The organism is Mesorhizobium sp. M1423 (assembly GCF_040317575.1).
Taxonomy (GTDB): Bacteria; Pseudomonadota; Alphaproteobacteria; order Rhizobiales; family Rhizobiaceae; genus Mesorhizobium.
In genome coordinates this window covers 17,590-41,155 of the sequence record NZ_JAMYKU010000036.1, presented here as the reverse complement: position 1 = coordinate 41,155, position 23,566 = coordinate 17,590, and the positions used below count along the sequence as shown (strand labels likewise).

Here is a 23,566-nt window from a genome sequence, read left to right as displayed (position 1 = left end):
CATGAACACGCTTCCAATTATCGACGCTCCTAACTGGTACGAGAGCATCCGCATGGGCGATGGCGTGACGCTGATCCACGAGCCGTGGATCAAGCCGTTCTTCCGCTGCAACATCTGGCATGTGCGGGGCCGCGACCGCGACCTGCTGTTCGACACCGGCCTCGGCCATTTCAGCCTGCGCCGCCACGTACCGCTGGTCACGGAACGCAAGCTCACCTGCGTGGCCAGCCACACGCATTTCGACCATATCGGCTGCCATCACGAATTTCCCGACCGCTGCGTGCACCCGGCCGAGGCCGAGATCCTCGCCGACCCGCGCAACGAATGGACGGTTGCCGACCGCTATGCCACCGAGGAGATGTTCGACGGCATGCCGCAAGGCTGGGATACGAAGCGCTACCAGATCCTGCCCGCACCAGCCGGCCGGTTGCTCGAACAAGGCGACATCGTCGATCTCGGCGACCGTGCCTTCGAGGTGATCCACACGCCCGGCCATTCACCCGGCGGCATTGCGCTCTACGAAAACAGGACGGGCATCCTGTTTTCCGGCGACATCATCTATGACGGCCCGCTGATCGACGACGTTTATCACTCCGATATCGACGACTATGTCGAAACGCTGCTGCGTATGCGCGGTCTCGATGTCTCGGTCGTGCATGGCGGGCATTTCCCGAGCTTCGGCAAAGTCCGCTATCGCCAGCTTGTCGACGAGTATCTCGCGCAAAAGCGCCAGGCCGGCTGCCATCTGCTCGCCCGATAAGGACTAGCGTTGTAGCGTCAAAGCGCCCTTTGCGGGCAGGGTGTGCCCGCCGCGTCGCCGCAGCGTGAGGCCGTGGGCTCGGGTCTAAAACTCTTTTCCTCCGACTGGCGCACCAGTTCCGCGAAAGCCAGGGCAAAACTTGCCAGCATCAGGAAGACGATAATCAAGCGTGCCAGCGGCAATAGATCGGCCTCGACTGGTTAGCCCCACGCCGCCCATCCACTGCCGGCTAACATGATCGATCCGGCTTTACGAGAGTTTAAGGCAGGTCTTAACCATCACATCATTTTGTCCCCCGACATGATGCGCGAGTGCGCCCTGTTTGGCCGCCATCTCAAGACACCTCCCTCCCTTTGCAGAAATGCCCGCCCATGCTAACCCGGCGCTGGCGCGACCCCGCAACCGGTCGCCACCAATCGGTCGTTGCCAATCGGTTGTCGTTGAGAGCCATGAGCAAAACCGCCAGCCGTTTCGCCTTCGTCTCATCCGGTACAGCCGACGCCAATGCAGCGCTGGAAAGCCTTTCGGCACGCTACGGCCAGGCATCCGTCGAGGATGCCGGGATCGTCGTGGCGCTCGGTGGCGACGGCTTTCTGCTACAGACCCTGCGCGAGACGATGAGCACGGGAAAGAGGGTCTACGGCATGAACCGTGGCACCATCGGTTTCCTGATGAACGAATACCGCGCCAGCGGCTTGACCGGGCGCATCGCGGCTGCGGTCGCCGAAACGATCCGTCCGCTGGAGATGCAGGCGGTGACGGCGGAGGGTGAGACGATTTCGGCGCTGGCGATCAACGAGGTCGCGCTCTGGCGCCAGTCCTACCAGACCGCCAAGATCCGCATCACCGTGGATGGGCAAGAGCGGCTGGAGGAATTGCACTGCGACGGCGTTATGATTGCGACACCGGCCGGCTCGACCGCGTATAATCTGTCGGCGCACGGGCCGATCCTGCCGCTCGACGCTCCGCTGCTGGCGCTGACCCCGGTCAGCCCGTTTCGTCCGCGCCGCTGGCGCGGCGCGCTGCTGTCCAACAAGGCGATCGTGCGTTTCGACATTCTGGAGCCGGAAAAGCGGCCGGTGAATGCCGCCGCCGACCACACCGAGGTCAAGGCGGTGACGACGGTCACGGTGAGGGAATCGCCGACGGCGACGGCGACGCTGCTGTTCGATCCCAACCATTCGTGGAACGAGCGCATTCTCGCCGAACAGTTCCGCTACTGAGCCGGCGCAGCAGCCACTGCGCAAATTAAGCATCGCGATTAAGGTTACGACTTCACAATCGCGCCAATGCCGCCCGTTTGTGTTGACAAATCGTAGGCTTGCGCCTACCTGCAATACCAATCTTGCAGGCGCGCGGCGCTTGCCGCGACTGCTTATGTTGCGCCCCCGAACCAGCCAAAGACAGCCAAACTTGTCCTCAGACACCCAGATCGCTCAAGAAGCGTTGACCTTCGCAGACCTCGGCCTGTCGCCGAAGGTCCTTTCCGCAGTTACCGATGCCGGCTACACCGAGCCGACGCCGATCCAGGCTGGTGCTATCCCGCACGCCTTGCTCGGCAAGGACGTGCTGGGCATTGCCCAGACCGGCACCGGCAAGACGGCGTCCTTCGTCCTGCCGATGCTCACCCGGCTGGAAAAGGGCCGCGCCCGCGCCCGCATGCCGCGTACGCTGATCCTCGAGCCGACGCGCGAGCTTGCCGCACAGGTCGAGGAAAACTTCGTCAAATACGGCAAGAACCACAAGCTCAACATCGCGCTGCTGATCGGCGGCGTGTCCTTCGACGAGCAGGACAAGAAGCTCGAGCGCGGCGCCGACGTGCTGATCGCGACTCCCGGCCGCCTGCTCGACCATCGCGAGCGCGGCAAGCTCCTGCTCAATGGCGTCGAGATCCTCGTCATCGACGAGGCCGACCGCATGCTCGACATGGGCTTCATCCCCGACATCGAGCGTATCTGCGAGATGATCCCGTTCACCAGGCAGACGCTGTTCTTCTCGGCGACGATGCCGCCGGAGATCACCAAGCTCACCGAGAAATTCTTGCACGCGCCGGTGCGCGTCGAAGTGTCGAAGGCTGCATCGGCCGCCACCAACATCATCCAGCGGCTGGTGAAATCCGGGCCAAAGCCTTGGGACAAGCGCGAGACGTTGCGCAATCTGATGAAGGCCGAGGATGCCGAGCTGAAGAACGCCATCATCTTCTGCAACCGCAAGGTCGAGGTGTCGGAGCTGTTCCGCTCGCTGCTGAAATATGATTTCGACGCCGGCGCCCTGCATGGCGACATGGACCAGCGTGCGCGCATGCAGATGCTGGCCAATTTCCGTGACGGCAAGCTGCGCTACCTTGTCGCTTCGGACGTCGCGGCGCGCGGCCTCGACATTCCCGACGTCAGCCATGTCTTCAACTACGACGTGCCGATCCACGCCGAGGATTATGTCCACCGCATCGGCCGCACCGGCCGCGCCGGACGCTCCGGCAAATCCTTCACCATCGCGACCAAATCGGACACCAAATACATCGACGCCATCGAACGGCTGATCGGCACCAAGATCGAGTGGCATGACGGCGACCTGTCGACGGTCGTCGCCAGCGAGGGTGGCGAGGATGAGGCCCCCCGCCGTGGCCGTGGTGCGCCACGCCGCGCCGGCCGCAAGGACGGCGCCAAGGACAGGGGCGAGCGCAAGCCGCGTGAACGCCACGCCAAGCGTGGCGAGGAAACGACGCCGGAAGCGGTGAGCGAGGAACAGCCGGTCGTGGCCGAAGCCGCGGTCGCCGACATCGGCGAGCGGCGTACCCGCAAGGAGGCGATCCGCTCGGAAAACAGCGAGCGCCAAGCTTCACCTGAACGGAACGCTTCGCCCGATCGCAACGAACGGCGCGCGCCCGAACGCGGCGACACCAGGCCGCAGCGCGAGCGGCCTGCCCGCCAGCGCCAGGAAGACAATGACGCGACCGTTGGCTTCGGCGATGACATGCCCGCCTTCATGCGGATCGTCGCCAAGGTCTGATACCACAGCGCTCGCGCGTCCCGCCGACGCGCGAAGCACGAAGCCGGCATAAGACGGCCTCGCCTCACGCTGAGATGGCGTTAGTCCGGCAGGCCCGCCTTGCGAAGGCCTTCGATGTACCTGCTGCGATCGTCCGGTCGATAAAACGGCGGCAGCACCTCGGCGAGATTCGAAAGCCGCAGCGAGGGATCGAGCTCGCAGACCTGGGCCATCATCTGCTGCGCTTCCGACAGGCGCCCCGCAAGGGCATGACTCGCCGCCACTACACGCATCGCGCTCACGTAGTTCGGTTGGTACCGCAGCGACTTTCCCGCCCAAGTGGCAGCGTCATCGTAGTGGCCGGCACAAAAATGAGCGAGCCCGGTGTTGAATTGCCAAGCGAACAGGCGTGGATCCAATGGGCTTAGGCGCATGGCAAGCGCGGCGTGCTCGACGGCCTTGCCTGGCTCGCCAAAGCAAGCCCTGACCCAGCTGCTTAGGCCCCACGCGGCCGCTAGATTCGGGTTGAGAACGAGCGCGCGATCGATGCAAGCCGCACTGTCGTCAAGGTCGCCACCTACGTAGCCGAGCACGTATCCACCGAAGGAAAGCGCAATCGCATCGTCCCTTCCGAGTTCGACCGCTCTCCTGGCCAGTCGAGTAGCCTCGGCATTCTCTTTCGCGCGGTCGACCATCCAGCCGTTGCTTTTTCGGGTAGCGTAGCACCGCGCCGCCCGCGCATAGGCTGCGGCAAACTCCGGGTCACGGTCGATCGCCTTCATGAAGAGGCGCAAGGCATCGTCAATGGCCGATCTACTAGTGATCGTCCGGTCAAAGGCCGCCAGCCCGCGGAGATAGTAGTCATAGGCGTCGAGGCTTTCCGTCGGTTTGCGTTTGGCACGCTCGATCTCAGCCTCCTCCATTTTCGGTGTGATTGCGCCGACAATGCTCGAGGCGACCTGGTCCTGCAGATCGAAGACTTCGGCGAGCGCTCCGTCAAAACGGTCGGCCCAGAGATAGGCCCCTGTCGAGGTGTCGATGAGCTGCCCGGCGATGCGCAGGCGGTCGCCAGCCCGGCGAACACTTCCCTCGACCACATAGCGCACGCCCAGCTCACGCCCGACCTGCTCTATGTCTACGGACCGTCCCCTGTAGGTGAAGCTCGAATTCCGTGCGACTACGAACAGGTGACGAAAGTGAGCCAAGGCCGTGACAATATCTTCCACCATACCGTCGGCAAAATATTCCTGCTCCATATCACCGCTTAGATTCTGAAACGGCAGCACCGCTACCGATGGGTGGTCGTCGCGCCTCGTCGGGGCCGCCAGAACCTGCGCCAGTGATGCGACGCCGGAGCTTGGCTCCGGCCGCGGACGTTCAGGTCGTTCACGGGACTGCAGAGAAGCCGCCAGCGAGCTTGTCTGCTCCTCAGGCTCTGCATCCAGATGTTTTTTCAAAGCTGCCCGACACAGCTCGAACTGGCGCAAGGCGGCGTTTTCGTGACCTCGATGAGCGTGGATCCGGATCAGCGCCCGATGGGCCGCCTCCGCCGTCGGATCCGAGGCGAGCAATCTCTCCGCGAGCCCTTCGCAGGCCGTCTCTTCCGCTGAGCCGGGTGCGGGCAGCGCCAGGCTCAGCCGATCGACCAACTGCAGCGCCTTGCGCTGATACCTGCTCAGATAGGGTCCAAACCACTCGTCCAGTTCGTCAGGAATGGCTTGCCCGGCAAGCAACTCACCGCGGTAGATATCGGCGGCGAAGGCGAGATCAGTGGTCCGGCCCTCCTCCAGCTTCCGGTCGAAGATCGAGATGTCCGCCTCATCCGGACCGGCAATAAGCGCGATGGTTTCCTGATCCCCATCGATGTAGACGGTTGCATCCGAGCTGGCGGGGAACGTGCGCCTGATGTCGACCAGCGCCTGACGCAAACTATTGCGGGCCTGACCATTGCTTCGCCCCGGCCAAAAGGCTTCGGAAAGCTGCTCGCGACGATGGCCGCGGCGGCCTGCGAGAACCAGAGCAGCAAAAAGAAGCGAAGTCTTGCGTGTGGCGAACCGGACGGGCCGGCGCTCCGGGGAAGTAACCTCCAGGCCACCAAGCAACCGGATGCGCACAAATCGTCTCCAGACTTCGACCGCAGCGACAGAATAGCATCTCGGTGGATCGATTTAACACCGATTTAACGGCGGATCGTCGGACTTCTCCCAGTTGTTCACGCACAGCCGAACAGCCCGAAAACGCCTGCGTGGCACGCTCCCATCCGCAAACTCGAAATGGGAGACCAAAACAATGGCTCACAGGGAAACTCGCGCCGCCCGCGGCATGTCCAAACGCTTGCTTGGGTCTGGCTTGAAAAGCGCAGCAATGATGATCGCTGCCTTCACGAGATGGCGGCGGACCGCCGTAAGACGCAGGGCACTGGCAGATTTGACGATCGATCAGCTGAAGGACATCGGTCATTTGGAGGTCCATCAACCAGCACTCGACGCCGTCAAGGCAGTTCTGATCACGAACTTGATATCGATGAGGTAAGATCGGCGCTCAGTTTGGTTTGGGCCCTAAAGGTTCCTGAGCTCCAGGCGAGATGCCAACAGGTCCAGAAAAGCGCGTACTTTGGCCGAGGACGACCTGCCTTCCGGCCACACGGCGTGTATCGGCACCGGCACCGGCTCGAATTCGGTCAGAACCAGTTCCAGGCGGCCATCGTCCACCAGGTGTTTTACCTGCCAAAGCGGGGAGTAGCCCAGACCCAAGCCGTGAACCGCGGCTGCATAGATCGATATCATCAAATTGGACCGGAAGGTGCCCGCGACCTTCACCGGCCGGGGCTTGCCTTCAATCTGAAACATCCATTCGCCCGGGCGGCCGTCAACAGTTCGTACGATGCATTCATGCTCACGCAATTCAAGCGGATGGGCCGGTCGGCCGCGTTGTCGAAAGTAGGCAGGTGCGCCGAACACGACGCGCCGCAACGCCCCCAGCCGCTTCGCCCGTAGACTGGAATCCGGCAAATCGCCGATCCGGACCGCCAGATCGAGACCCACGGCATCCAGATCGACAAATTCATCGGAAAGCTGGAGGTCAACCTCAACCTGGGGATATGTCCGCATATAGTCGGCGATGACCGGCATCAGGAAATCCGGGCCGAACAGAACCGGGGCACTCACACGCAGGATGCCGGACGGCTCGGATCGTCGGTTGGCCGCCTGAAGCCTGGCTTCGTTTATTTCCTCGATGGCGGGCTTGATGCGTTGGAAAAAGGCCGCACCGGCTTCGCTCGGCGTCGAGCGGCGCGTCGTCCTGTGCAGAAGCTCGACCCCGATGGATTCCTCCAATGTCGCCAAAGACCGACTGACCGACTGCAGTGAGCGGTTCAGCCGGCGTGCGGCAGCCGTCAGGCTGCCATGCTCGACAATGGCAATGAAGGCTTCGAAATCATCTATCCGGCTCATCGCGTATTTCTCCCGAAAATCGGGATAAACTATCGCCACATCGATCAATTGTAACGCAGTTCGCTAGATTTTATCTTCCCTGCACAGGCCGAAAGGCAGACTCGAGGGAAGGAGATCGTCATGCGAACACCCAGTCCAACCGTCCTGGTCGTAGGCGCCGCAGGCCGCGTTGCCGGTTTGGTGGTGCCTGAACTCGCCCGCCGCAATGCCAGGGTTAGAGCGCTTGTTCGTGACGCCGCGGCTGCCGAAAAAGCCCGGAAAGCCGGGGCATCCGAGATCGCGATCGGTGATCTGCGCAACCATCAAAGCCTTGAACAGGCCGTCGAAGGTGTCGACGGTGTCTTCCACATCGGGCCGGCCTTTGCTCCCGACGAAGCCGCCATGGGGGTTGCCATGGTTGAGGCAGCGGCGCGAGCAGGCGTTCGGAAATTCGTCTTCTCATCTGTGATCCAGCCCACCAATACGAGGCTGGAAAACCATGCAAGCAAGGTACCGGTCGAAGCTGCCCTCTATTCGACGAACATGGAATACACCATTCTGCACCCGGCCAATTTCATGCAAAATATCGCGGCGGCCTGGCCGTCCGTCGTCGAGCATGGCGTTTTCGCCGAGCCGTTTCCAAAGACGGCGAAGCTGGCCCGCGTCGACTATCGCGACGTGGCTGAAGTGGCAGCGATCGCACTGACCGAAACGCGTTTGTCCTATGCGACCCTCGAGCTGTGCGCCGACGGTATGCACAGCCGCGAAGAGGTCGTTGCCATGATGAGCGAGGCGCTTGGCCGGCCGGTTTCAGCAGGCGAGCCGACATTTCAGGACTGGGCGGCGAAAGCCCGCCTTCCCTATACCGACCGGCAGTTGCAGATGCTGGCCAAAGTACACAGCCACTACGCCAAATACGGCCTCGGCGGGAACAGCCTGGCGTTGCGCGCCGCGCTTGGCCGCGAGCCGCGTTCGCTGCGAAGCTTCATTCGGGAATTGGCGCTGCCGGTGGCACATGCCGCCTGATCGTCCTCACAATAACGCTTACGCACACTTTCTGATTAGGAGATTTCGATGCAAGCATCACCGGACCGAGCCTTCAAATTGAGAAAGCTGCCGCCCTCCTACGGCGCGGTGGTGATGCCGTTGGTTCTTTCGATTCTGATGTCCTCGATTGTCTCGGCGGTTTCGACGGCAATCGGCGCAGGCTGGACGGACGGGTTTATTGCGGCCTGGAGCTATGCATGGGGCGCTTCATGGCTTGTTGCGTTTCCCAGCCTGCTGATTGTGCTTCCGATCGTGCGCCGGATCGTTGCCGCGATTGTCGATCAGCCGGCCCGGTCCTGATATCACGAACGAAGAGCGCCGGCGGCCGGGCGGTCCGGCATAACCATAAGAGCGGCCCCGTACGGGGCCGCTCTCGGTTCATGCGCTTGCCTCAGGTGAGCGGCGACAGCTGGATCTCGACGCGGCGGTTCTGTGCCCGGCCGGCAGCGGTCGCATTGGAGGCGATCGGACGCGTCTTGCCGAAGCCGGTGACGGCGAAGCGGCGGGAATCGACGCCCTGCCCGGACAGATAGTTGGCGACCGCCAGGGCGCGGCGCTGCGACAGGTCGAAATTGTGCTCGTCGCCGCCGGTCGAGTCGGTGTGGCCGAACACGTCGACGGTGGTCTGCCGGAACTTTTTCAGCACAAGGGCAACCGAATTCAGCACCGGATAGAAACCAGCCTTCACCGCATCCTGGTCGACGTTGAAGGTGATGTCGGACGGCATGTTGAGGATGATCTGGTCGCCGGTGCGGGTGACGCTGACGCCGGTGCCCTCAAGCTGCCGGCGCAGTTCGGCCTCGTTCTGGTCCATGGTGGCGCCGATGGCGCCGCCGGCAAGCGCACCGATGCCGGCGCCGATCAGCGCGTTGCGGCGGTCGTTGCCGCCGGCAAGCATACCGAGCCCGGCACCCGCCAGCGCTCCCAGACCGGCGCCGGCAGCGGTGTTGGAAACCTTCTGCTCCCCGGTGTAGGGATCGGTGGTGCATGCGCTCACAAGCACAGCCGTCGCCACGACGGCGAGCACAATCTTTTTCATATGGTGGTCCCTCTCCATTCCACGGCCGCGCAACGGCGTACCGCATCAGCCCTTCCAGCGACTTGTAACATGAAATGCGGCGAAAAGCGGACCAGCAAAAGCCGCTGCCGCCGCTTTCCCCGGCTCAATTCCACACCCCTGCAGCGGCTCGCGCGACCACCGCAATTCGACCGGCTACCAGAGATTCTTGCCGTCGATGACCACCACTTCGACCTTGTCGAGATCGAAATCGTCGAACAGCCGCGAATTCACACTGATCTTCGGATTGTCGAAATTCGGCTCGCCTGTCGACCAGTCCGGCGTCTCGGTGAAGGTGCCGCAGCCGCAGGTGGCGCAAAAACCGTGTTTTATGGTTTTCGATCCCCACTGGTAGAACGAAACATTCTCCGGCGGGCTGGTGAGTCTGAATTGCGATGGGGCGTAATAGGCCCACAACGAACCGCGTTTCGAACAGAAGGAACAGGTGCATCGCGTCACCGTCTGCGGCGCTTGCGAAACCTCGAACGTGGTCGCCTTGCAGTGGCAGCTTGCCTTGATGGTCATGGATTAGTCCCTCACAATGCCCGCCGCCCCTACGGCAAGGCACCATAAAGAAACGCTCCTGACAACTCTCCGTCAGCAGATCTGTCGTCTGCAATGCGCAGTTTCAAAAGTGTTGTAACCCAATCGAGGGCGTGTCGATCCCAAAAACCCTGCACACCCTCGGGTCAAGCCCAAGGGCAAGCTTTTGGGGGCGACATGCATCAATAGGACGATGGCGGCACGAACAGACAGATGGTCTTTCCGTCATTGGCGCCAGCGACCGAGCACCAGTGATATGCGCCGTCGGGCGAATTCTTGATGCGCTTGTCGCTATAGGCCACGACTTCGCCTGTCCCCTTGATGACATAGCCTTCGGGGCGCTCGCCGATAGATATCGGCGCAACCTCGCGGCAGTCATAGCCCGAGCAGCAGGAGAACGGATAGCTCCAGCCTTGCGGCATCGCCGCGGTCGGCTTGGCATCATGCGCCAGAGCAGGCGCCGCGAATGGCATCGCGGCAGCTATCAAAACCACTGCCGCGACAAGGGAATTCAGAAATCGGCGCGCCGTGTGAACGGCATGGGCCGGTCTGGTTGTAAGAGCAGGCATGGGCGCAGTTCCTATCAACGGTTGTCAAGCATCTCGCTTGCCCGTTCCCGGAACGTGTCTTCCCAGTGGCCGGATCGTCAGGTCGCAGATACGCCGCGCCCGGCCATAAATGCTTTTTTCCTCCCCAGCGCTTGGATGCTGGGCTGATTCCTTGGTCGGCGCAAGGAATTGCTGTCGCAAACCGAGCGCCGACCTCTGCGGCCGGAACCAGCCTGCCGGCCGGGTTGACGAGACTGGTACGATCACCCCCGGCAGCGAGGGTTGCCAATAACGGAATTCGGCTCGCAGTGGTTCCGGGCTCGGCACCGGCAGGCTCGAAGCATTCGCGTCAAAAGCGGAAATCGATTTTGGAAATTCCGATGAAAAACAAAGTTGTAGAACGACAGGTAAGTTCAAGCTGAGAACTCGTCACTCTCGCGCCGTGGCCGTAACTCTCGCGTGATGGACTGAAATTGCCGGGTTGGTGCCCGCCTTCAGTCGATGTCGGCCACCGTTTCTCCGGCGCCACCCTCGATGCGCTGCGACAGCGAGGCCTCCATGAAATCGTCGAGGTCGCCGTCGAGCACGCTCGACGGGCTGGTGCTCTCGACGCCGGTGCGCAGATCTTTCACCAGCTGATAGGGCTGCAGCACGTAGGACCGTATCTGGTGGCCCCAGCCAATATCGCTCTTCGACGCTTCGGTGGCGTTCGCCACCGCTTCGCGTTTCTTCAGCTCTTCCTCGTAAAGCCGCGAGCGCAGCATTTCCCAGGCCTTGGCCTTGTTCTTGTGCTGGGAGCGCTCCGCCTGGCAGGCAACCGCGATGCCGGTGGCGAGATGGGTGATGCGGACCGCCGAATCGGTGGTGTTGACATGCTGGCCGCCCGATCCCGAAGAACGATACGTGTCGATACGGACGTCAGATTCGGAAACGTCGATGTCGATCGTATCGTCGATGACGGGATAGACCCAGACGCTGGCGAACGAGGTGTGGCGGCGCGCATTGCTGTCGTAGGGCGAAATACGCACGAGACGATGCACGCCGGATTCCGTCTTCAGCCAGCCATAGGCGTTGTGGCCCTTGATCAGCAGCGTGGCTGACTTGATGCCGGCCTCTTCGCCGTCATGCACTTCCAGCACCTCGACCTTGAAGCGGCGGCGCTCGGCCCAGCGCGTATACATGCGCAGAAGCATCGAGGCCCAGTCCTGGCTTTCGGTGCCGCCGGCGCCGGCATGGACTTCCAGATAGCTATCGTTGGCGTCCGCCTCGCCCGACAGCAGCGTTTCGATCTGGCGCGCCTTGGCCTCGCCGCGCATCGAGCGGATCGCCGCCTCGGCCTCCGCGACGACGCCCTCGTCGCCCTCTTCCTCGCCAAGCTCGATCAGGCCGATATTGTCTTCCAGAGCCTGGGTGAGGCCTTTGACCGCGGCAATGCCTTCCTCGAGGCCCTGACGCTCGCGCATCAGCTTTTGCGCTTCCAACGGCTCGTTCCAGAGGCTCGAATCCTCGGCGCGGACATTCAGGTACTCAAGCCGCTTTATGGCCTGGTCCCAGTCAAAGATGCCTCCTCAGCAGGGTGATCGCCTGCCTGATCTCGTCGACAATATTTTGCGTTTCCGCGCGCATGGCTGGCTGTTCTGTCCTGTTGCTGAATGGCGGTTTGGTGGCGCGATACATAGGGACGGCAATGTCCCCTGTAAAGCACCGGCCCCTGTAAAGCGGGATGGGCCGGCTCGACCATGATCGTCAAGCCGGCCCGACCGGATGTAACGATTGTCAGTAGAGCCCGCCGCCGCCCGACTGGATAGCCTGGTTGGCCTGCGGCGACAGCGCCCCGCCGGTGGCGTTGGAGCCGTCCGCACCCATGCCGATCACCCAATAGCTGTCGGCGGGACCGGTACCCGGCTTGAAGGCTTCGATGATGGTTCCGGCGTCACCCTCGTTGGCCCGCATGCCGGTCTTGCGATTGATCGCAATCAGCTTCATGCCTTCGGGAACCTTGAAGTCGACATTGGGCGTGCCGTCCAGCGCTACGCGCATGAAATCCTTGAAGATCGGCGCGGCAAGGCCGCCGCCGGTCGCGCCCTTGCCAAGACCTTTCGGCTGATCGTAGCCCATATAAAGGCCGACAACGAGGTTCGGCGTATAGCCGATGAACCAGGCATCCTTTTCGTCGTTGGTCGTTCCGGTCTTGCCGGCGATGTGACGGCCGAGTTCGTTGATGGTGGCGCCGGTACCGCGTTGAACGACGCCCTCCATCATCGATGTGATCTGGTAGGCGGTCATCGGATCGAGCACCTGCTCGGAATTGTCGACCAACTCCGGCTCTGGCTGGTTCTGCCATTCTGCGGCGTTGCAGTTTGAGCAGCCGCGTTCGTCCTGCCTAAAGACGGTCTTGCCGTAGCGGTCCTGGATGCGGTCGATCAGCGACGGCTTGATCGACTTGCCGCCATTGGCCATGATCGAATAGGCCGATACCATGCGCATCACCGTCGTCTCGCCGGAACCCAGCGCCATCGGCAGATACGGCGCGAGATGGTCGTAGACGCCGAAACGCTCGGCATACTCCACGACCAGTTTCATGCCCATGTCGTTGGCAAGCCGCACCGTCATCAGATTGCGCGATTTCTCGATGCCGGAGCGCAAGGTCGCCGGACCGGCCACCGTTCCGTCGTAATTCTTGGGCGTCCAGGTCGTGTTGCCGCTCTGGATGGTGATCGGCCCGTCCATGATCACAGAGGCGGGCGTATAGCCATTGTCGAGGGCGGCCGAATAAACGATCGGCTTGAACGACGACCCCGGCTGGCGCATGGCCTGCGTCGCCCGGTTGAACTCCGACTGCGCATAGGAGAAACCGCCGACCATGGCCAGGACGCGTCCGGTATGCGGATCCATGGCGATCAGGCCGCCTTCCACTTCGGGAACCTGGCGCAAGCTGTAGCTGTTGTCCGAGCCGTCGTTCCTCTGCACGAAAATCACGTCGCCCGGCTTCAGCACGTCGGCCGGCGACTTCGCCTTGACGGTTTTGCCGTCGACCACGTGGCGCATGGCGAAGCTCATGTCTTCCTTGCTGACGGTGCCTTCGAGGCGGTCCTTGACGATTTCGCCGGAGATCTGGCGCGTCGGCTGCAGGCCGATGGACAGGCCGGTGGCCGAGCTATCGAGCACGACGGCAAGCGACCATTCCGGCACGTCCTCCAGTCGCTTGACGTTGCCCAGCGGCACGCCCCAGTCGCCGGAAACATCGATGCTCGTGACCGGCCCGCGGTAGCCGCGCAGCGTATCGAACTTCATGAGACCGTTCTGCATGGCCTTGCGGGCAATCAACTGCATCTTCGGATCGAGCGTGGTACGGACGGAAAGGCCGCCCTCGTAGAGCGCATTCTCGCCGTAGCGCGCGATGATCTGGCGACGCACTTCCTCGGTGAAATATTCCCCGGCGAAGAGATAGTTGCCGGTGCGGCGCGGCGTGACGCCGAGCGGCTCGGCCTTGGCCTTCTCGCCTTCTTCATGGGTGACGTAACCGTTCTCGACCATCTGGTCGATGACCCAGTTGCGGCGCTCCAAGGCGCGATCGGCATGCTTGAAGGGATGATAGTTGTTCGGCCCCTTCGGCAGAGAGGCAAGATAGGCAGCCTCGGCCACGGTGAGCTCGTTCACCGATTTGTCGAAATAGGTGAGCGCAGCACCGGCGACGCCATAGGCACCGAAACCGAAGAAAATCTCGTTGAGATAGAGCTCGAGAATGCGATCCTTCGAATAGGCCTGCTCGATGCGGAAGGCGAGGATCATCTCCTTGATCTTGCGCTCGTAGGTCTGGTCTGAAGACAACAGGAAGTTCTTCGCCACCTGCTGGGTGATGGTCGAGGCGCCGACCTGGCGCTTTCCCGAGCCAAGATTCTGCAGGTTGACGACAATGGCGCGGCCAAGGCCGGTCACGTCGATGCCGGGATGATTGTAAAAGTTCTTGTCCTCGGCCGACAGGAAGGCCGCCTTGACTCGATCCGGGATCGCCTGAATCGGCAGATAAAGCCGCCGCTCACGCGCATATTCGGCCATCAGCGCGCCATCCGACGCGTGGATGCGGGTCGTCACCGGCGGCTCGTATTTGGCCAGCACCTCGTAATCGGGCAGGTCCTTCGACAAATGGCCGATATAGATCGCCACGCCCGCCGCGACCAAAAGGGCCAGCGTCGTGCCGATGCCGAAGAAATAGCCAATGAGACGAATCATACCCGCTCCAGTCCTTGGTTCGGGAATTTCCTAAACGAAGCCGCCCTTCACGCAAGCTTTCGGGACGATCCCAACCCGTAATCGCAAAAGCCATGTCGCGACCATGTGGGCAAAATACGGCAGCGTGGAATTTCGGTTTCGAATGCCGGAAATAAAAGCACAGGGTGTTGTCGCCGTGCAACGCTGCCTCAGGTTGTGGGCGCCGGCGGGCATTTCAGCCTCCGGCCCCCGTTCCGCTCTTGGCCGAAGCAAACAGTGCAACGGCGTTGGTTATGCTTTGGGTCGCCTTGTTGCGCCAATCGGCGCTGAGCAACTGCGCTTCGTCCTTGGCGTTCGACAGATAGCCGAGTTCGACCAGCACGGACGGAACGTCCGGCGCCTTCAGCACCTTGAAGCCGGCAGAACGCTGCGGGTTGTTGATCAGACCGACGCTGGTGGAAAGCTGGCCGACAAGAGTGTGAGCGAAGCTCATCGAAAAATTATGCGTCTCGCGGCGGATCAGGTCGATCAGGATATCGGTCACTTCCTTGCTGTCGTCCTTGATCTCCATGCCGGCGAACTGGTCGGAAAGATTTTCACGGTCGGCAAGCGCCTGTGCCTCGGGATCGGAAGCCTTGTCGGACACGGTGTAGACGGTTGCGCCGCGAATGCCCTTGAGGCTGATCGTGTCGGCATGGATCGAGATGAGCAGGTCGGCCTCATGCTGGCGAGCAATGCGCACGCGATCGTCGAGCCGCAGGAACTCGTCCGTTTCGCGCGTCAGGAACACGTCATATTTGCCGCTGGCGGCGAGCTTGTCGCGCAGTTCCATGGCAAAGCCGAGCGTCACGTTCTTCTCGACAGTGCCGTTCAGGCCCTCCGCACCACCGTCGATGCCGCCGTGGCCGGGATCGACGACGACGGTGAAACGATGGCCCGGATTGGAGACCGGCCCGGTACCGACCCTGCCGGCCTTGTCGGCAGAGACTGTCGAGCCGGTGGTCAGCGCCTGATTGGCGAGCGCTGCATCGAATTCCCGCTGCGACGCCGCCGACATGTCGATGGCGATGCGGTAGCCACTGCCGTCATCGTTCTTCAGCACGTCGAGATTGTCGACGGCGAACGGTCCCTTGCCGGTGAGAACCAGCCGCGATTTTCCCTCGCCGAGTCCGCCGTAACGCACGGCGCGGACAAGGCCGCGCGGCTTCACATCCTTGGCATTTAGGGCGAATCTCGTGGCCGGCAGATCGATGACCAGACGATTGGGGCCGCGCAGCAGGAACCATTTGATGTCGGGATCGCGGTCGAAATTGATGACGATGCGCATCTTGGTGGCATCGCCGGCCATCTTGTAGCTTGTGGCGCCGATCGGTACGTCGGCAGCACGCGAAAGTGGCGGAAAGACTAGGCAAGCCAGGATCAGCGGCAGCAGGCAGGCGGTGCGGAACAACCAGCCTCCATGATGACGGCCCTTGTCTGCGAAGCCTGCCAGTCCCATCTTTCTACCAGTCGCTCCTGTTTGGCGTCATGCCCGATCGTTCGTCAAAGTGCCCTATTGCTTGTCAAAGTGCCGGCAGGCCGCGAACTCGATTAACGATTGGTATCCAGAGAAGGTTAACCAAGCCTTTTCATGGAAGGCTTGGAACCTGGGCTTCCGTTGCGGAACGGCTTTTTGCCGGCGTCGGGAATCGGGGTTGCCTTCCAACCCGCCAAATCATAAAAGCGATGGTGGATCACTGCAATCCTGGAACCGTCCTCCTCCGCAGCTTCCTGCTACAGGTCAGACGCAAGACGGCTCCTTTCGCTTCAGGCGAAGAAGGCATCGGTGATCGCGACGATTTTCGCAGGCGTGCTCCCGTGGCGGGGGAATCGCCTGCGTGAGCAAAACGGCCGGGATTGTCCCGCGCCGGCTCTGTATGAGCAAACAAGCTGGTCCGGTTTTTCCCGGGCTTTGGTTCAAAAGGTTCTGCTGGTTACGATGGCTTCAAGCGCAATCATGGAAAGGTCCGCAACAAACCGCGCCACTACGGCTGCGGGCGGCACCGCCATGGCGCTCAGGCAGCGGCCGGCGGACGTTCAATTGTCCGGCACCCATGTTCCAGGTCCACGGCAGCGGGCATTGCCCCGCAAGCTGCGGCCGACGGCTGCCGGGGGGAAACGAAATAATGCCCAACAAAATGCTGATAGACGCCTCCCACCCGGAGGAAACACGCGTTGTCGTCGTTCGCGGTAACCGTATTGAAGAATTCGACTTTGAATCCCAGGACAAGAAGCAGCTCAAAGGAAACATCTATCTCGCCCGCGTAACGCGCGTCGAACCTTCCCTCCAGGCAGCCTTCGTCGAATATGGCGGCAACCGTCACGGTTTCCTCGCCTTCAGTGAAATACACCCCGACTATTACCAGATTCCGGTCGCCGACCGTCAGGCGCTGCTGCGTGCGGAAGCACAGGAAGCCCAGGACGAAGAGGACGAGGAAGCCGCCGAGGGCGACGACCGCCAGAGCCGCGACCGCGGCAAGCGCGGACGCCGGCGTGGCGGCAAGAGCCGCGACCGCGGCGAGCACAGGCGCGAGGCAGGCGCGTCCGACGGTGAGAATGGCGAGAGCGGCGAAGATGCCGTCGCAGAGAACCTGGATGCCGCTGCCGACGGCGGCGACACCATGTCCGATACTGTCGGACAGAGCGAGGATGCCGCCGGACAGAGTGATGAAGTCGCCGATAGCGGCGAGACCGAGCCGTCCGAAGGCGGATCCAGTTCCATCGCTGCCAGCGTCGACGCCGACGTAATCTCGGAAGCCGTCCCGCAAGTAGAGACAAGGGAGGTCGAGACAGGCGGGGCCGAGACGAGCGGCGAAGCGACGTCCGAAGACAATGATCGCGGCATGCTGGAGGAGGTGCAATCCTCGCATTCGGACGATCACGAGGTCGAATCGGTCGGCGCCGAAGACGCGCTGGAAGAAGTGCGCAACCGCCGCAAGCCGGTGCGCCGCCAGTACAAGATCCAGGAAGTGATCAAGCGCCGGCAGATCCTGCTGGTGCAGGTCGTCAAGGAAGAGCGCGGCAACAAGGGTGCAGCGCTGACCACCTACCTGTCGCTGGCCGGCCGCTATTCGGTGCTGATGCCGAACACGGCGCGCGGCGGCGGCATTTCGCGCAAGATCACCAATGCGCAGGACCGCAAGCGGCTGAAGGAAGTGGTCGCCGATCTCGAAGTGCCGCAAGGCATGGGCGTCATCCTGCGTACGGCCGGCGAAAGCCGCACCAAGGCAGAGATCAAGCGCGACTACGAATATTTGATGCGGCTTTGGGAAAATGTCCGCAATCTGACGCTTCAATCCACGGCCCCTGCCCTGGTTTATGAGGAAGGCAGCCTGATCAAGCGGTCGGTGCGCGACCTCTACAACAAGGATATCGACGAGATCCTGGTTTCCGGCGAAGAAGGCTACCGCGAGGCCAAGGATTTCATGCGCATGCTGATGCCGAGCCACGCCAAGGTGGTACAGCCGTTCCGCGACACGACGCCGATCTTTGTGCGCAACGGCATCGAAGCACAGCTCGACCGCATGCTGCAGCCGCAGGTGACGCTGAAGAGCGGCGGCTACATCATCATCAACCAGACGGAAGCGCTGGTCGCCATCGACGTCAATTCGGGCCGTTCCACCAAGGAGCACTCGATCGAGGACACCGCGCTTCACACCAATCTGGAAGCCGCCGAGGAAGTCGCCCGGCAATTGAGGCTACGCGATCTCGCCGGCCTGATCGTCATCGACTTCATCGACATGGAGGAGAACCGCAACAACCGCTCCGTCGAGAAGCGGCTGAAGGATCACCTCAAGAACGACCGCGCCCGCATCCAGGTCGGCCGCATCTCGCATTTCGGCCTGATGGAGATGTCGCGCCAGCGCATCCGTGCCAGCGTTCTGGAATCGACGATGAAGCCTTGCCCGCATTGCGGCGGCACCGGCCATGTGCGCTCCGATTCGTCGGTTGCGCTGATGGTGGTGCGTGCGATCGAGGAATTCCTGCTCAAGGATTCGCGCAGCCACATCACGGTGCGGACGCCGGCAGCGACCGCGCTCTATGTGCTCAATCACAAGCGTGGCACGCTGGTGGAATTCGAGCACCGCTTCGGCGTGACCATCACCATCGAAGCCGATGACACGGTCGGTGCACAACACTATGCCATCTTCCGCGGCGCGCTGGCCGAAAAGCCGGAAGGCTTTGTCGAGGCCCGCACGTTCCCGGCCTATGTCGAGCCGGAAGAACCCGAGGACGAGATCGTCATCGAGGAGGAAGAGGAGGCACCGGTGCAGGCTGAGCAGCCACGCCCTGCCCAGCAGCCGCAGCAGCCAAGGTCCGGCGAGGACGGCGAAGGCCGCGATCGCAAGCGCCGCAAGCGCCGCAGACGGCGCGGCGGCAAGGATCGCGAACACGGGGATCGCGAACACGGGGATCGCGAACACGGGGATCGTGAACACGGGGATCGTGAACAGGCCGCTGCCGGGGAAGGTGCTTCCGTTTCGGCGCCGACCGACGATGCCCTCGTAGCCGCCGCCGAGCAAGGCGCGGAAGCGGAACGTGAAGCGCCGGCCGGTGTTGCCGAAACTGCGGAAGCGGCGGACGACGGTCACGGCAAGAAGCGCCGGCGCGGCAAGCGCGGCGGCAAGCGCAATCGCCGTGAAGACGGTGAGGACGGCGTCGAAGCCAGCGCCGGCGAGCCGGCCGGCATGACAGAAGGTGCCGTATCGGAAGCAGAGCCCGTGACCGCCGAGCCGGAAGGCGCGCCGCCGGCCGAAGAGCTTGCGGTGCGTGCTCCGGCGAACGACGACACGCCGAGCGCCGAAAAGCCGAAGAAGCCGCGCCGCGCCGCCAAGCCGAAGAAGGCCGCGGCGGAAGCAGTTGCCGAGGTTGCGGGCGCCGAGACATCGGCCGCCGAAGCCGCGGCGGTGGCTTCCGGCGAGACCGCTGCGCCGGTTCGGCAGGAGACCGAAGTGGCGGCTGGCAAGGAAACGCCGAAAGCCCGGCCGTCGCGGCGCAAACCCGCACCGGTGGATGCTCCGGTCGTGCCGGTCGTCTCCTCGATCGTCCCCGACGAGGCAAAGACCGAGGAAGCAAAGGCCGAGGACAAGCCGAAGCGTGCCGGCTGGTGGCAGCGGAAGGGCTTTTTCTAAGCTTTTCCGTGTATTAGCCAGACTTTCTGATTAAAAGAATCCCGCGCTGCCGACTGGCTGCGAGGGATTTCTTCGTGCCAATTCCAGGCGACAGGCACTATGGCGCGAAGATCGACCAGTTCATCATCTTCGCCAGTTTCTCCAGCGCGATCGAGCCCAGCCTGGAATTGCCATTGGCATTGAGGCCAGGCGACCACACCGCAAGCGAGGCGACGCCCGGCACGATCCCCAATATGCCGCCGCCAACGCCGCTCTTGCCGGGAATGCCGACACGGAAAGCGAAGTCGCCGGAGCCGTCATAATGGCCGCAGGTCAGCATCATCGCGCCGATGCGGCGGGCGCGCTCGGCCGAGACGACGGAATGCCCGGTCGCCGGATTGTTGCCGCCATTGGCGAGAAAGCGCCCGGCCAGGGCGAGTTGCCGACAGCTCATGGCGATCGCGCAATGGTGGAAATAAACGCCCAGCGCCAGTTCCGGCGCGTGATTGAGATTACCGAACGATTTCATGTAATTGGCAAGCGCAAAATTGCGAAAGCCGGTGGCACGTTCGGACGCCGCGACCTCGCGATCGATGATGATCGTGTCGTCATCGGCCAGGAACTGGATGAAGCGCAGGATCTCGCCGATCGCCTCGCGCGGCTGATGGCCGGCAAGCAGGATGTCTGAAACGACGATGGCGCCGGCATTGATGAACGGATTGCGCGGAATGCCGTTCTCATGCTCGAGCTGGACGATCGAGTTGAACGGATTGCCCGACGGTTCGCGTCCGACCCGTTGCCATAGCGCGTCGCCGACATTGCCGAGCGCCAGCGTCAGCGTGAATACCTTTGAGATGCTCTGGATCGAAAATGCCTCGTCGGCGTCGCCCGCGGTCAGCACGCGGCCGTCATTGGTCACCGCGGCAATGCCGAATTTTTTCGGGTCGATCTTGCTCAGCTGCGGAATATAGCTGGCAACGTCGCCGCGATCGGCACGCTCCGCCATTTCGGCGGCAACCTCGCGCAGTGCCTGTTCAAGCTGGGGCGCCTGTTCAAGCTGGAGCACCTGTCCGCGTTGCGCCGCCTGTTCAAGCTCCGGCATCGTCGTCCCCGCTACTTCAGCCAGCGTTCGATACGCGCCATCGCCTCGACCATGTCGTCGTGGCTGCCGGCGTAGGAAAAGCGCATCGTGCGATGGCCCTGCAGCGGATCGAAATCGCGGCCGGGTGTCGCCGCCACATGCGCCTCCGCCAGCATCCTGCGCGCGAACGCCATGCTGTCGTTGGTGTGCCTGGTGACGTCGCAGAAGGCGTAGAACGCGCCGTCCATGGGCGCGGCCAAAGCAAAGCCGAGCTCCGGCAGGCGTTGCATCAGGAGCTCGCGGTTCCAGGCATAGCGCGCCTTCACCGCTTCCAGCTCTTCTGTCGCCTTGAACGCCTCGATCGCGGCAATCTGGGACAGTTCGGGCGGCGAGATGTAGAGGCTCTGGGCGATGCGCTCGATCGGCCGCACCAAATCCTGCGGCAGCACCATCCAGCCGATGCGCCAGCCGGTCATGCAATAATATTTCGAGAAGGAATTGATCACCGTCACGTCCGCGCCGAAAGACAGCGCCGTCGTGTCGGGCGCCGCATAGGCCAGCCGGTGGTATATTTCGTCTGAGATCACGGCGATGCCGAGCTCGTGCGCCATCTTGACCAGCGCCTCGAGATCGCCGGCGGGAATCACCGCGCCGGTCGGATTGGCCGGGCTGGCGAACAGCGCGCCCTTCAGCGGTTTTTCGCGGTGCGCGGCTTTCAGGTGCTCGGCATGAAGATAGGCGGCGCCGTCGAGCTCGATCTCGGCGATGTCGATACCGAGCGCAGCCATGATGTTGCGATAGGCCGGATAGCCCGGCGCGGCGATGGCGACGCGGTCGCCCGGATCGAACATCGCCAGGAAGGCAAGGTTGAAGGCAGCCGACGATCCGGTGGTAACGGCTACCCGCTCGGGCGGCACGTCAAGCCCGTAATGCTCGCCATAATGGGCCGCGATTGCCTTGCGCAGGCCGGCGAGGCCCAGCGCGTCGGTATAGCCGATGCGGCCTGCTTTCAAGGCGCTCGCCGCCGCTTCGCGAACCCCGGCCGGTGCCGGGTCGGACGGCTGGCCGACTGCCATGGAAACGACCGGCACGCCCTTGGCCTTCAGCCGATTCGCCTCGGCCAGGATGTCCATGGCGTGGAACGGCTCGACGGCGCCGCGGCGCGAAAGCGAAACAACCATTTTTCAATCCACCACACTTGTCCGCACGTGCCGGCCATGCAGGCCGCGCCGCACAAATGCCCGATTGATGTGGGGATCACAAGTTCGGTAAGTTTTAAGGTGCCGACTTTTCATCCTTCGCCCGCTCGTCTACCAGTGGACCTGCCATGTTAAGCCGACCCAGATCGACGATCGCCAGGACAGCGCGCGCCTTCGCAACGCTTTCGCTTGCCGCGGTGCTAGCCGTGGCTGGCTCGGTCAGCGCGTTTGCGCAGAATGTGCCGGTGGTACGCGATGCCGAGATCGAGGCGCTGGTGCGGGATTACGCACGGCCGATCTTCAAAGCGGCCGGCTTATCGGGCGACGCCATCAACATCGTGCTGGTCAACGACCAGAGCTTCAACGCCTTTGTTGCTGGCCGCCGCATGTTCATCAACACCGGCGCGCTGATGACAGCCGAAACGCCCAACGAGATCATCGGGGTCATCGCCCACGAGGCCGGCCATATCGCCGGCGGACACCAGCAAAAGTTGCGCGAACAGCTCGAGCGCGCCAAGACGATGGCAATCCTGGCGACGCTGCTTGGCGCCGGCGCCATGGTGGCCGGCGCCACCAGCAATAGCCGCGGCCTTGCTGGGGCCGGCATGGGCGTGATGGCCGGCGGCGGCGAGATGGCGCAACGCAGTATCCTCGCCTATCAGCGCACCGAAGAGATGACCGCCGACCGCTCGGCAATCGCTTATCTCAATGCTACCGGCCAGTCCGGCATGGGCATGCTGAAGACGTTCAGCCGTTTCCAGAACGCATTGTCGCTCTCGGGCGCCCAAGTCGATCCCTACAAGATCAGCCATCCGATGCCGCAGGAGCGTATCGCCAATCTCGAAGTGCTGGTGAAGCAGAGCCCTTACCTCGACAAGGTCGACCCACCGACACTGCAGCAGCGCCACGACATGATGCGCATCAAGATCGCCGCCTATATGCAAGGACAGGCCGCCGCGTCGCGATTGATGCGCAAGAACCCCGGCAGCCTCGCCTCGCGCTATGGCGACGCGCAGATGACCTATCTCTTCGGCAATCTGGCCTCGGCGCTCACCAAGACCAGCGCACTGATCAAGGAACAGCCGAAAAATCCCTATTTCCAGGAATTGCGCGGCGACATCCTGATGAAGGCGAACAGGCCGAAGGATGCGGCGGACGCCTATGCCAGGTCGGTCAGCCTCGATCCGGCGCGATCCGGGCTGCTGCCGGTCTCGTACGGCCAGGCGCTGATGGCTATCGGCACGCCGGATTCGCTGAAGAAGGCGGTGGCGCAGATCAACACGGGCCTCGGGCGGGATCGCGAAAACGCCGCCGGATACCGCTATCTGGCACAGGCCTATGGCGAACTCGGCAACATCCCGGCGGCCGAGCTTGCAACCGCCGAAGGGCATTTCTATTCCGGCGACTACAAGAATGCGAAGATCTTCGCCATGCGGGCGCAGCAGAGCATGAAGCGGGGCGAGCCGGGCTGGCTTCGCGCGCAGGACATTATAAACTACGCACCATCAGGTAAGAAGAAGTGAACCTTTCGGACGCACGCTGCGACACAG

At 62.7% G+C, this 23,566-nt stretch carries 18 protein-coding genes; 8 read left to right on the top strand and 10 right to left on the bottom strand.

Annotated features, from left to right (window positions below; translation table 11 throughout):
* Position 1: 1 nt before the first annotated feature.
* From NKG95_RS30395 to NKG95_RS30385, 3 genes are all read left to right on the top strand, one after another.
* Positions 2-760 (top strand): MBL fold metallo-hydrolase, encoded by a 759-nt coding sequence (locus tag NKG95_RS30395; protein ID WP_352844912.1) that lies wholly within the window; start codon positions 2-4, stop codon positions 758-760.
* 449 nt (positions 761-1,209) lie between these two features.
* Positions 1,210-1,983, top strand: coding sequence for an NAD kinase (locus tag NKG95_RS30390; RefSeq protein WP_352496188.1), 774 nt, complete (start codon positions 1,210-1,212; stop codon positions 1,981-1,983).
* 190 nt (positions 1,984-2,173) lie between these two features.
* Positions 2,174-3,769: a DEAD/DEAH box helicase gene (locus NKG95_RS30385; RefSeq protein WP_353043305.1), complete on the top strand. Its 1,596-nt coding sequence runs from the start codon at positions 2,174-2,176 to the stop codon at positions 3,767-3,769.
* A gap of 80 nt (positions 3,770-3,849) precedes the next feature.
* On the opposite strand, the gene NKG95_RS30380 is transcribed toward NKG95_RS30385, so the two are convergent.
* Positions 3,850-5,862, bottom strand: coding sequence for a BTAD domain-containing putative transcriptional regulator (locus tag NKG95_RS30380; protein ID WP_353043304.1), 2,013 nt, complete (start codon positions 5,860-5,862; stop codon positions 3,850-3,852).
* Positions 5,863-6,037: 175 nt separating this feature from the next.
* Between NKG95_RS30380 and NKG95_RS30375 the strand changes: the two genes are divergently transcribed.
* Positions 6,038-6,280, top strand: coding sequence for a YjiS-like domain-containing protein (locus tag NKG95_RS30375; RefSeq protein WP_353043317.1), 243 nt, complete (start codon positions 6,038-6,040; stop codon positions 6,278-6,280).
* A gap of 26 nt (positions 6,281-6,306) precedes the next feature.
* On the opposite strand, the gene NKG95_RS30370 is transcribed toward NKG95_RS30375, so the two are convergent.
* Positions 6,307-7,239: a LysR family transcriptional regulator gene (locus NKG95_RS30370; protein ID WP_352484578.1), complete on the bottom strand. Its 933-nt coding sequence runs from the start codon at positions 7,237-7,239 to the stop codon at positions 6,307-6,309.
* 81 nt (positions 7,240-7,320) lie between these two features.
* On the opposite strand from NKG95_RS30370, the gene NKG95_RS30365 reads away from it, so the two are divergent.
* Together NKG95_RS30365 and NKG95_RS30360 are read left to right on the top strand one after the other, a co-directional pair.
* The gene (locus NKG95_RS30365; protein ID WP_353043303.1) at positions 7,321-8,205 is read left to right on the top strand and encodes an NmrA family NAD(P)-binding protein; all 885 of its coding nucleotides are present in this window, start codon (positions 7,321-7,323) and stop codon (positions 8,203-8,205) included.
* A 48-nt stretch (positions 8,206-8,253) separates the two neighbouring features.
* Positions 8,254-8,526, top strand: coding sequence for a DUF2798 domain-containing protein (locus NKG95_RS30360; RefSeq protein ID WP_023717491.1), 273 nt, complete (start codon positions 8,254-8,256; stop codon positions 8,524-8,526).
* A gap of 91 nt (positions 8,527-8,617) precedes the next feature.
* Here the strand turns inward: NKG95_RS30360 and NKG95_RS30355 are convergent, their stop codons facing one another.
* The 6 genes from NKG95_RS30355 to NKG95_RS30330 form a co-directional block, all read right to left on the bottom strand.
* On the bottom strand, positions 8,618-9,265 hold the full coding sequence (locus NKG95_RS30355) for a YiaD family glycine zipper/OmpA-like lipoprotein (RefSeq protein ID WP_023717490.1): 648 nt from the start codon (positions 9,263-9,265) through the stop codon (positions 8,618-8,620).
* A gap of 174 nt (positions 9,266-9,439) precedes the next feature.
* Entirely contained in the window at positions 9,440-9,808 is a 369-nt protein-coding gene (locus tag NKG95_RS30350) for a GFA family protein (protein WP_353043302.1), read from the bottom strand.
* Between the two features lie 200 nt (positions 9,809-10,008).
* A complete protein-coding gene (locus NKG95_RS30345) occupies positions 10,009-10,395 on the bottom strand; it encodes a hypothetical protein (protein WP_023717488.1) in 387 nt (128 codons plus the stop codon).
* Between the two features lie 473 nt (positions 10,396-10,868).
* Positions 10,869-12,000 (bottom strand): peptide chain release factor 2 gene (gene prfB, locus NKG95_RS30340; RefSeq protein WP_156948021.1). Its coding sequence is split into 2 segments (ribosomal slippage): positions 10,869-11,933 and positions 11,935-12,000, totalling 1,131 coding nucleotides; the frame shifts between segments, so codons are not numbered across the junction.
* Positions 12,001-12,150: 150 nt separating this feature from the next.
* Positions 12,151-14,607 (bottom strand): penicillin-binding protein 1A, encoded by a 2,457-nt coding sequence (locus NKG95_RS30335; RefSeq protein ID WP_023717485.1) that lies wholly within the window; start codon positions 14,605-14,607, stop codon positions 12,151-12,153.
* A gap of 214 nt (positions 14,608-14,821) precedes the next feature.
* A complete protein-coding gene (locus tag NKG95_RS30330) occupies positions 14,822-16,084 on the bottom strand; it encodes an N-acetylmuramoyl-L-alanine amidase (protein ID WP_353043301.1) in 1,263 nt (420 codons plus the stop codon).
* Between the two features lie 667 nt (positions 16,085-16,751).
* On the opposite strand from NKG95_RS30330, the gene NKG95_RS30325 reads away from it, so the two are divergent.
* The gene (locus tag NKG95_RS30325) at positions 16,752-19,757 is read left to right on the top strand and encodes an Rne/Rng family ribonuclease (RefSeq protein WP_353043300.1); all 3,006 of its coding nucleotides are present in this window, start codon (positions 16,752-16,754) and stop codon (positions 19,755-19,757) included.
* Between the two features lie 97 nt (positions 19,758-19,854).
* Here NKG95_RS30325 and NKG95_RS30320 read toward each other — a convergent pair whose 3' ends face one another.
* The gene (locus tag NKG95_RS30320) at positions 19,855-20,838 is read right to left on the bottom strand and encodes a glutaminase (RefSeq protein WP_353022592.1); all 984 of its coding nucleotides are present in this window, start codon (positions 20,836-20,838) and stop codon (positions 19,855-19,857) included.
* A gap of 11 nt (positions 20,839-20,849) precedes the next feature.
* On the bottom strand, positions 20,850-21,998 hold the full coding sequence (locus NKG95_RS30315) for a pyridoxal phosphate-dependent aminotransferase (protein WP_353022594.1): 1,149 nt from the start codon (positions 21,996-21,998) through the stop codon (positions 20,850-20,852).
* Positions 21,999-22,144: 146 nt separating this feature from the next.
* On the opposite strand from NKG95_RS30315, the gene NKG95_RS30310 reads away from it, so the two are divergent.
* Positions 22,145-23,539 (top strand): M48 family metalloprotease, encoded by a 1,395-nt coding sequence (locus tag NKG95_RS30310; protein ID WP_353043299.1) that lies wholly within the window; start codon positions 22,145-22,147, stop codon positions 23,537-23,539.
* Positions 23,540-23,566 lie beyond the last annotated feature (27 nt).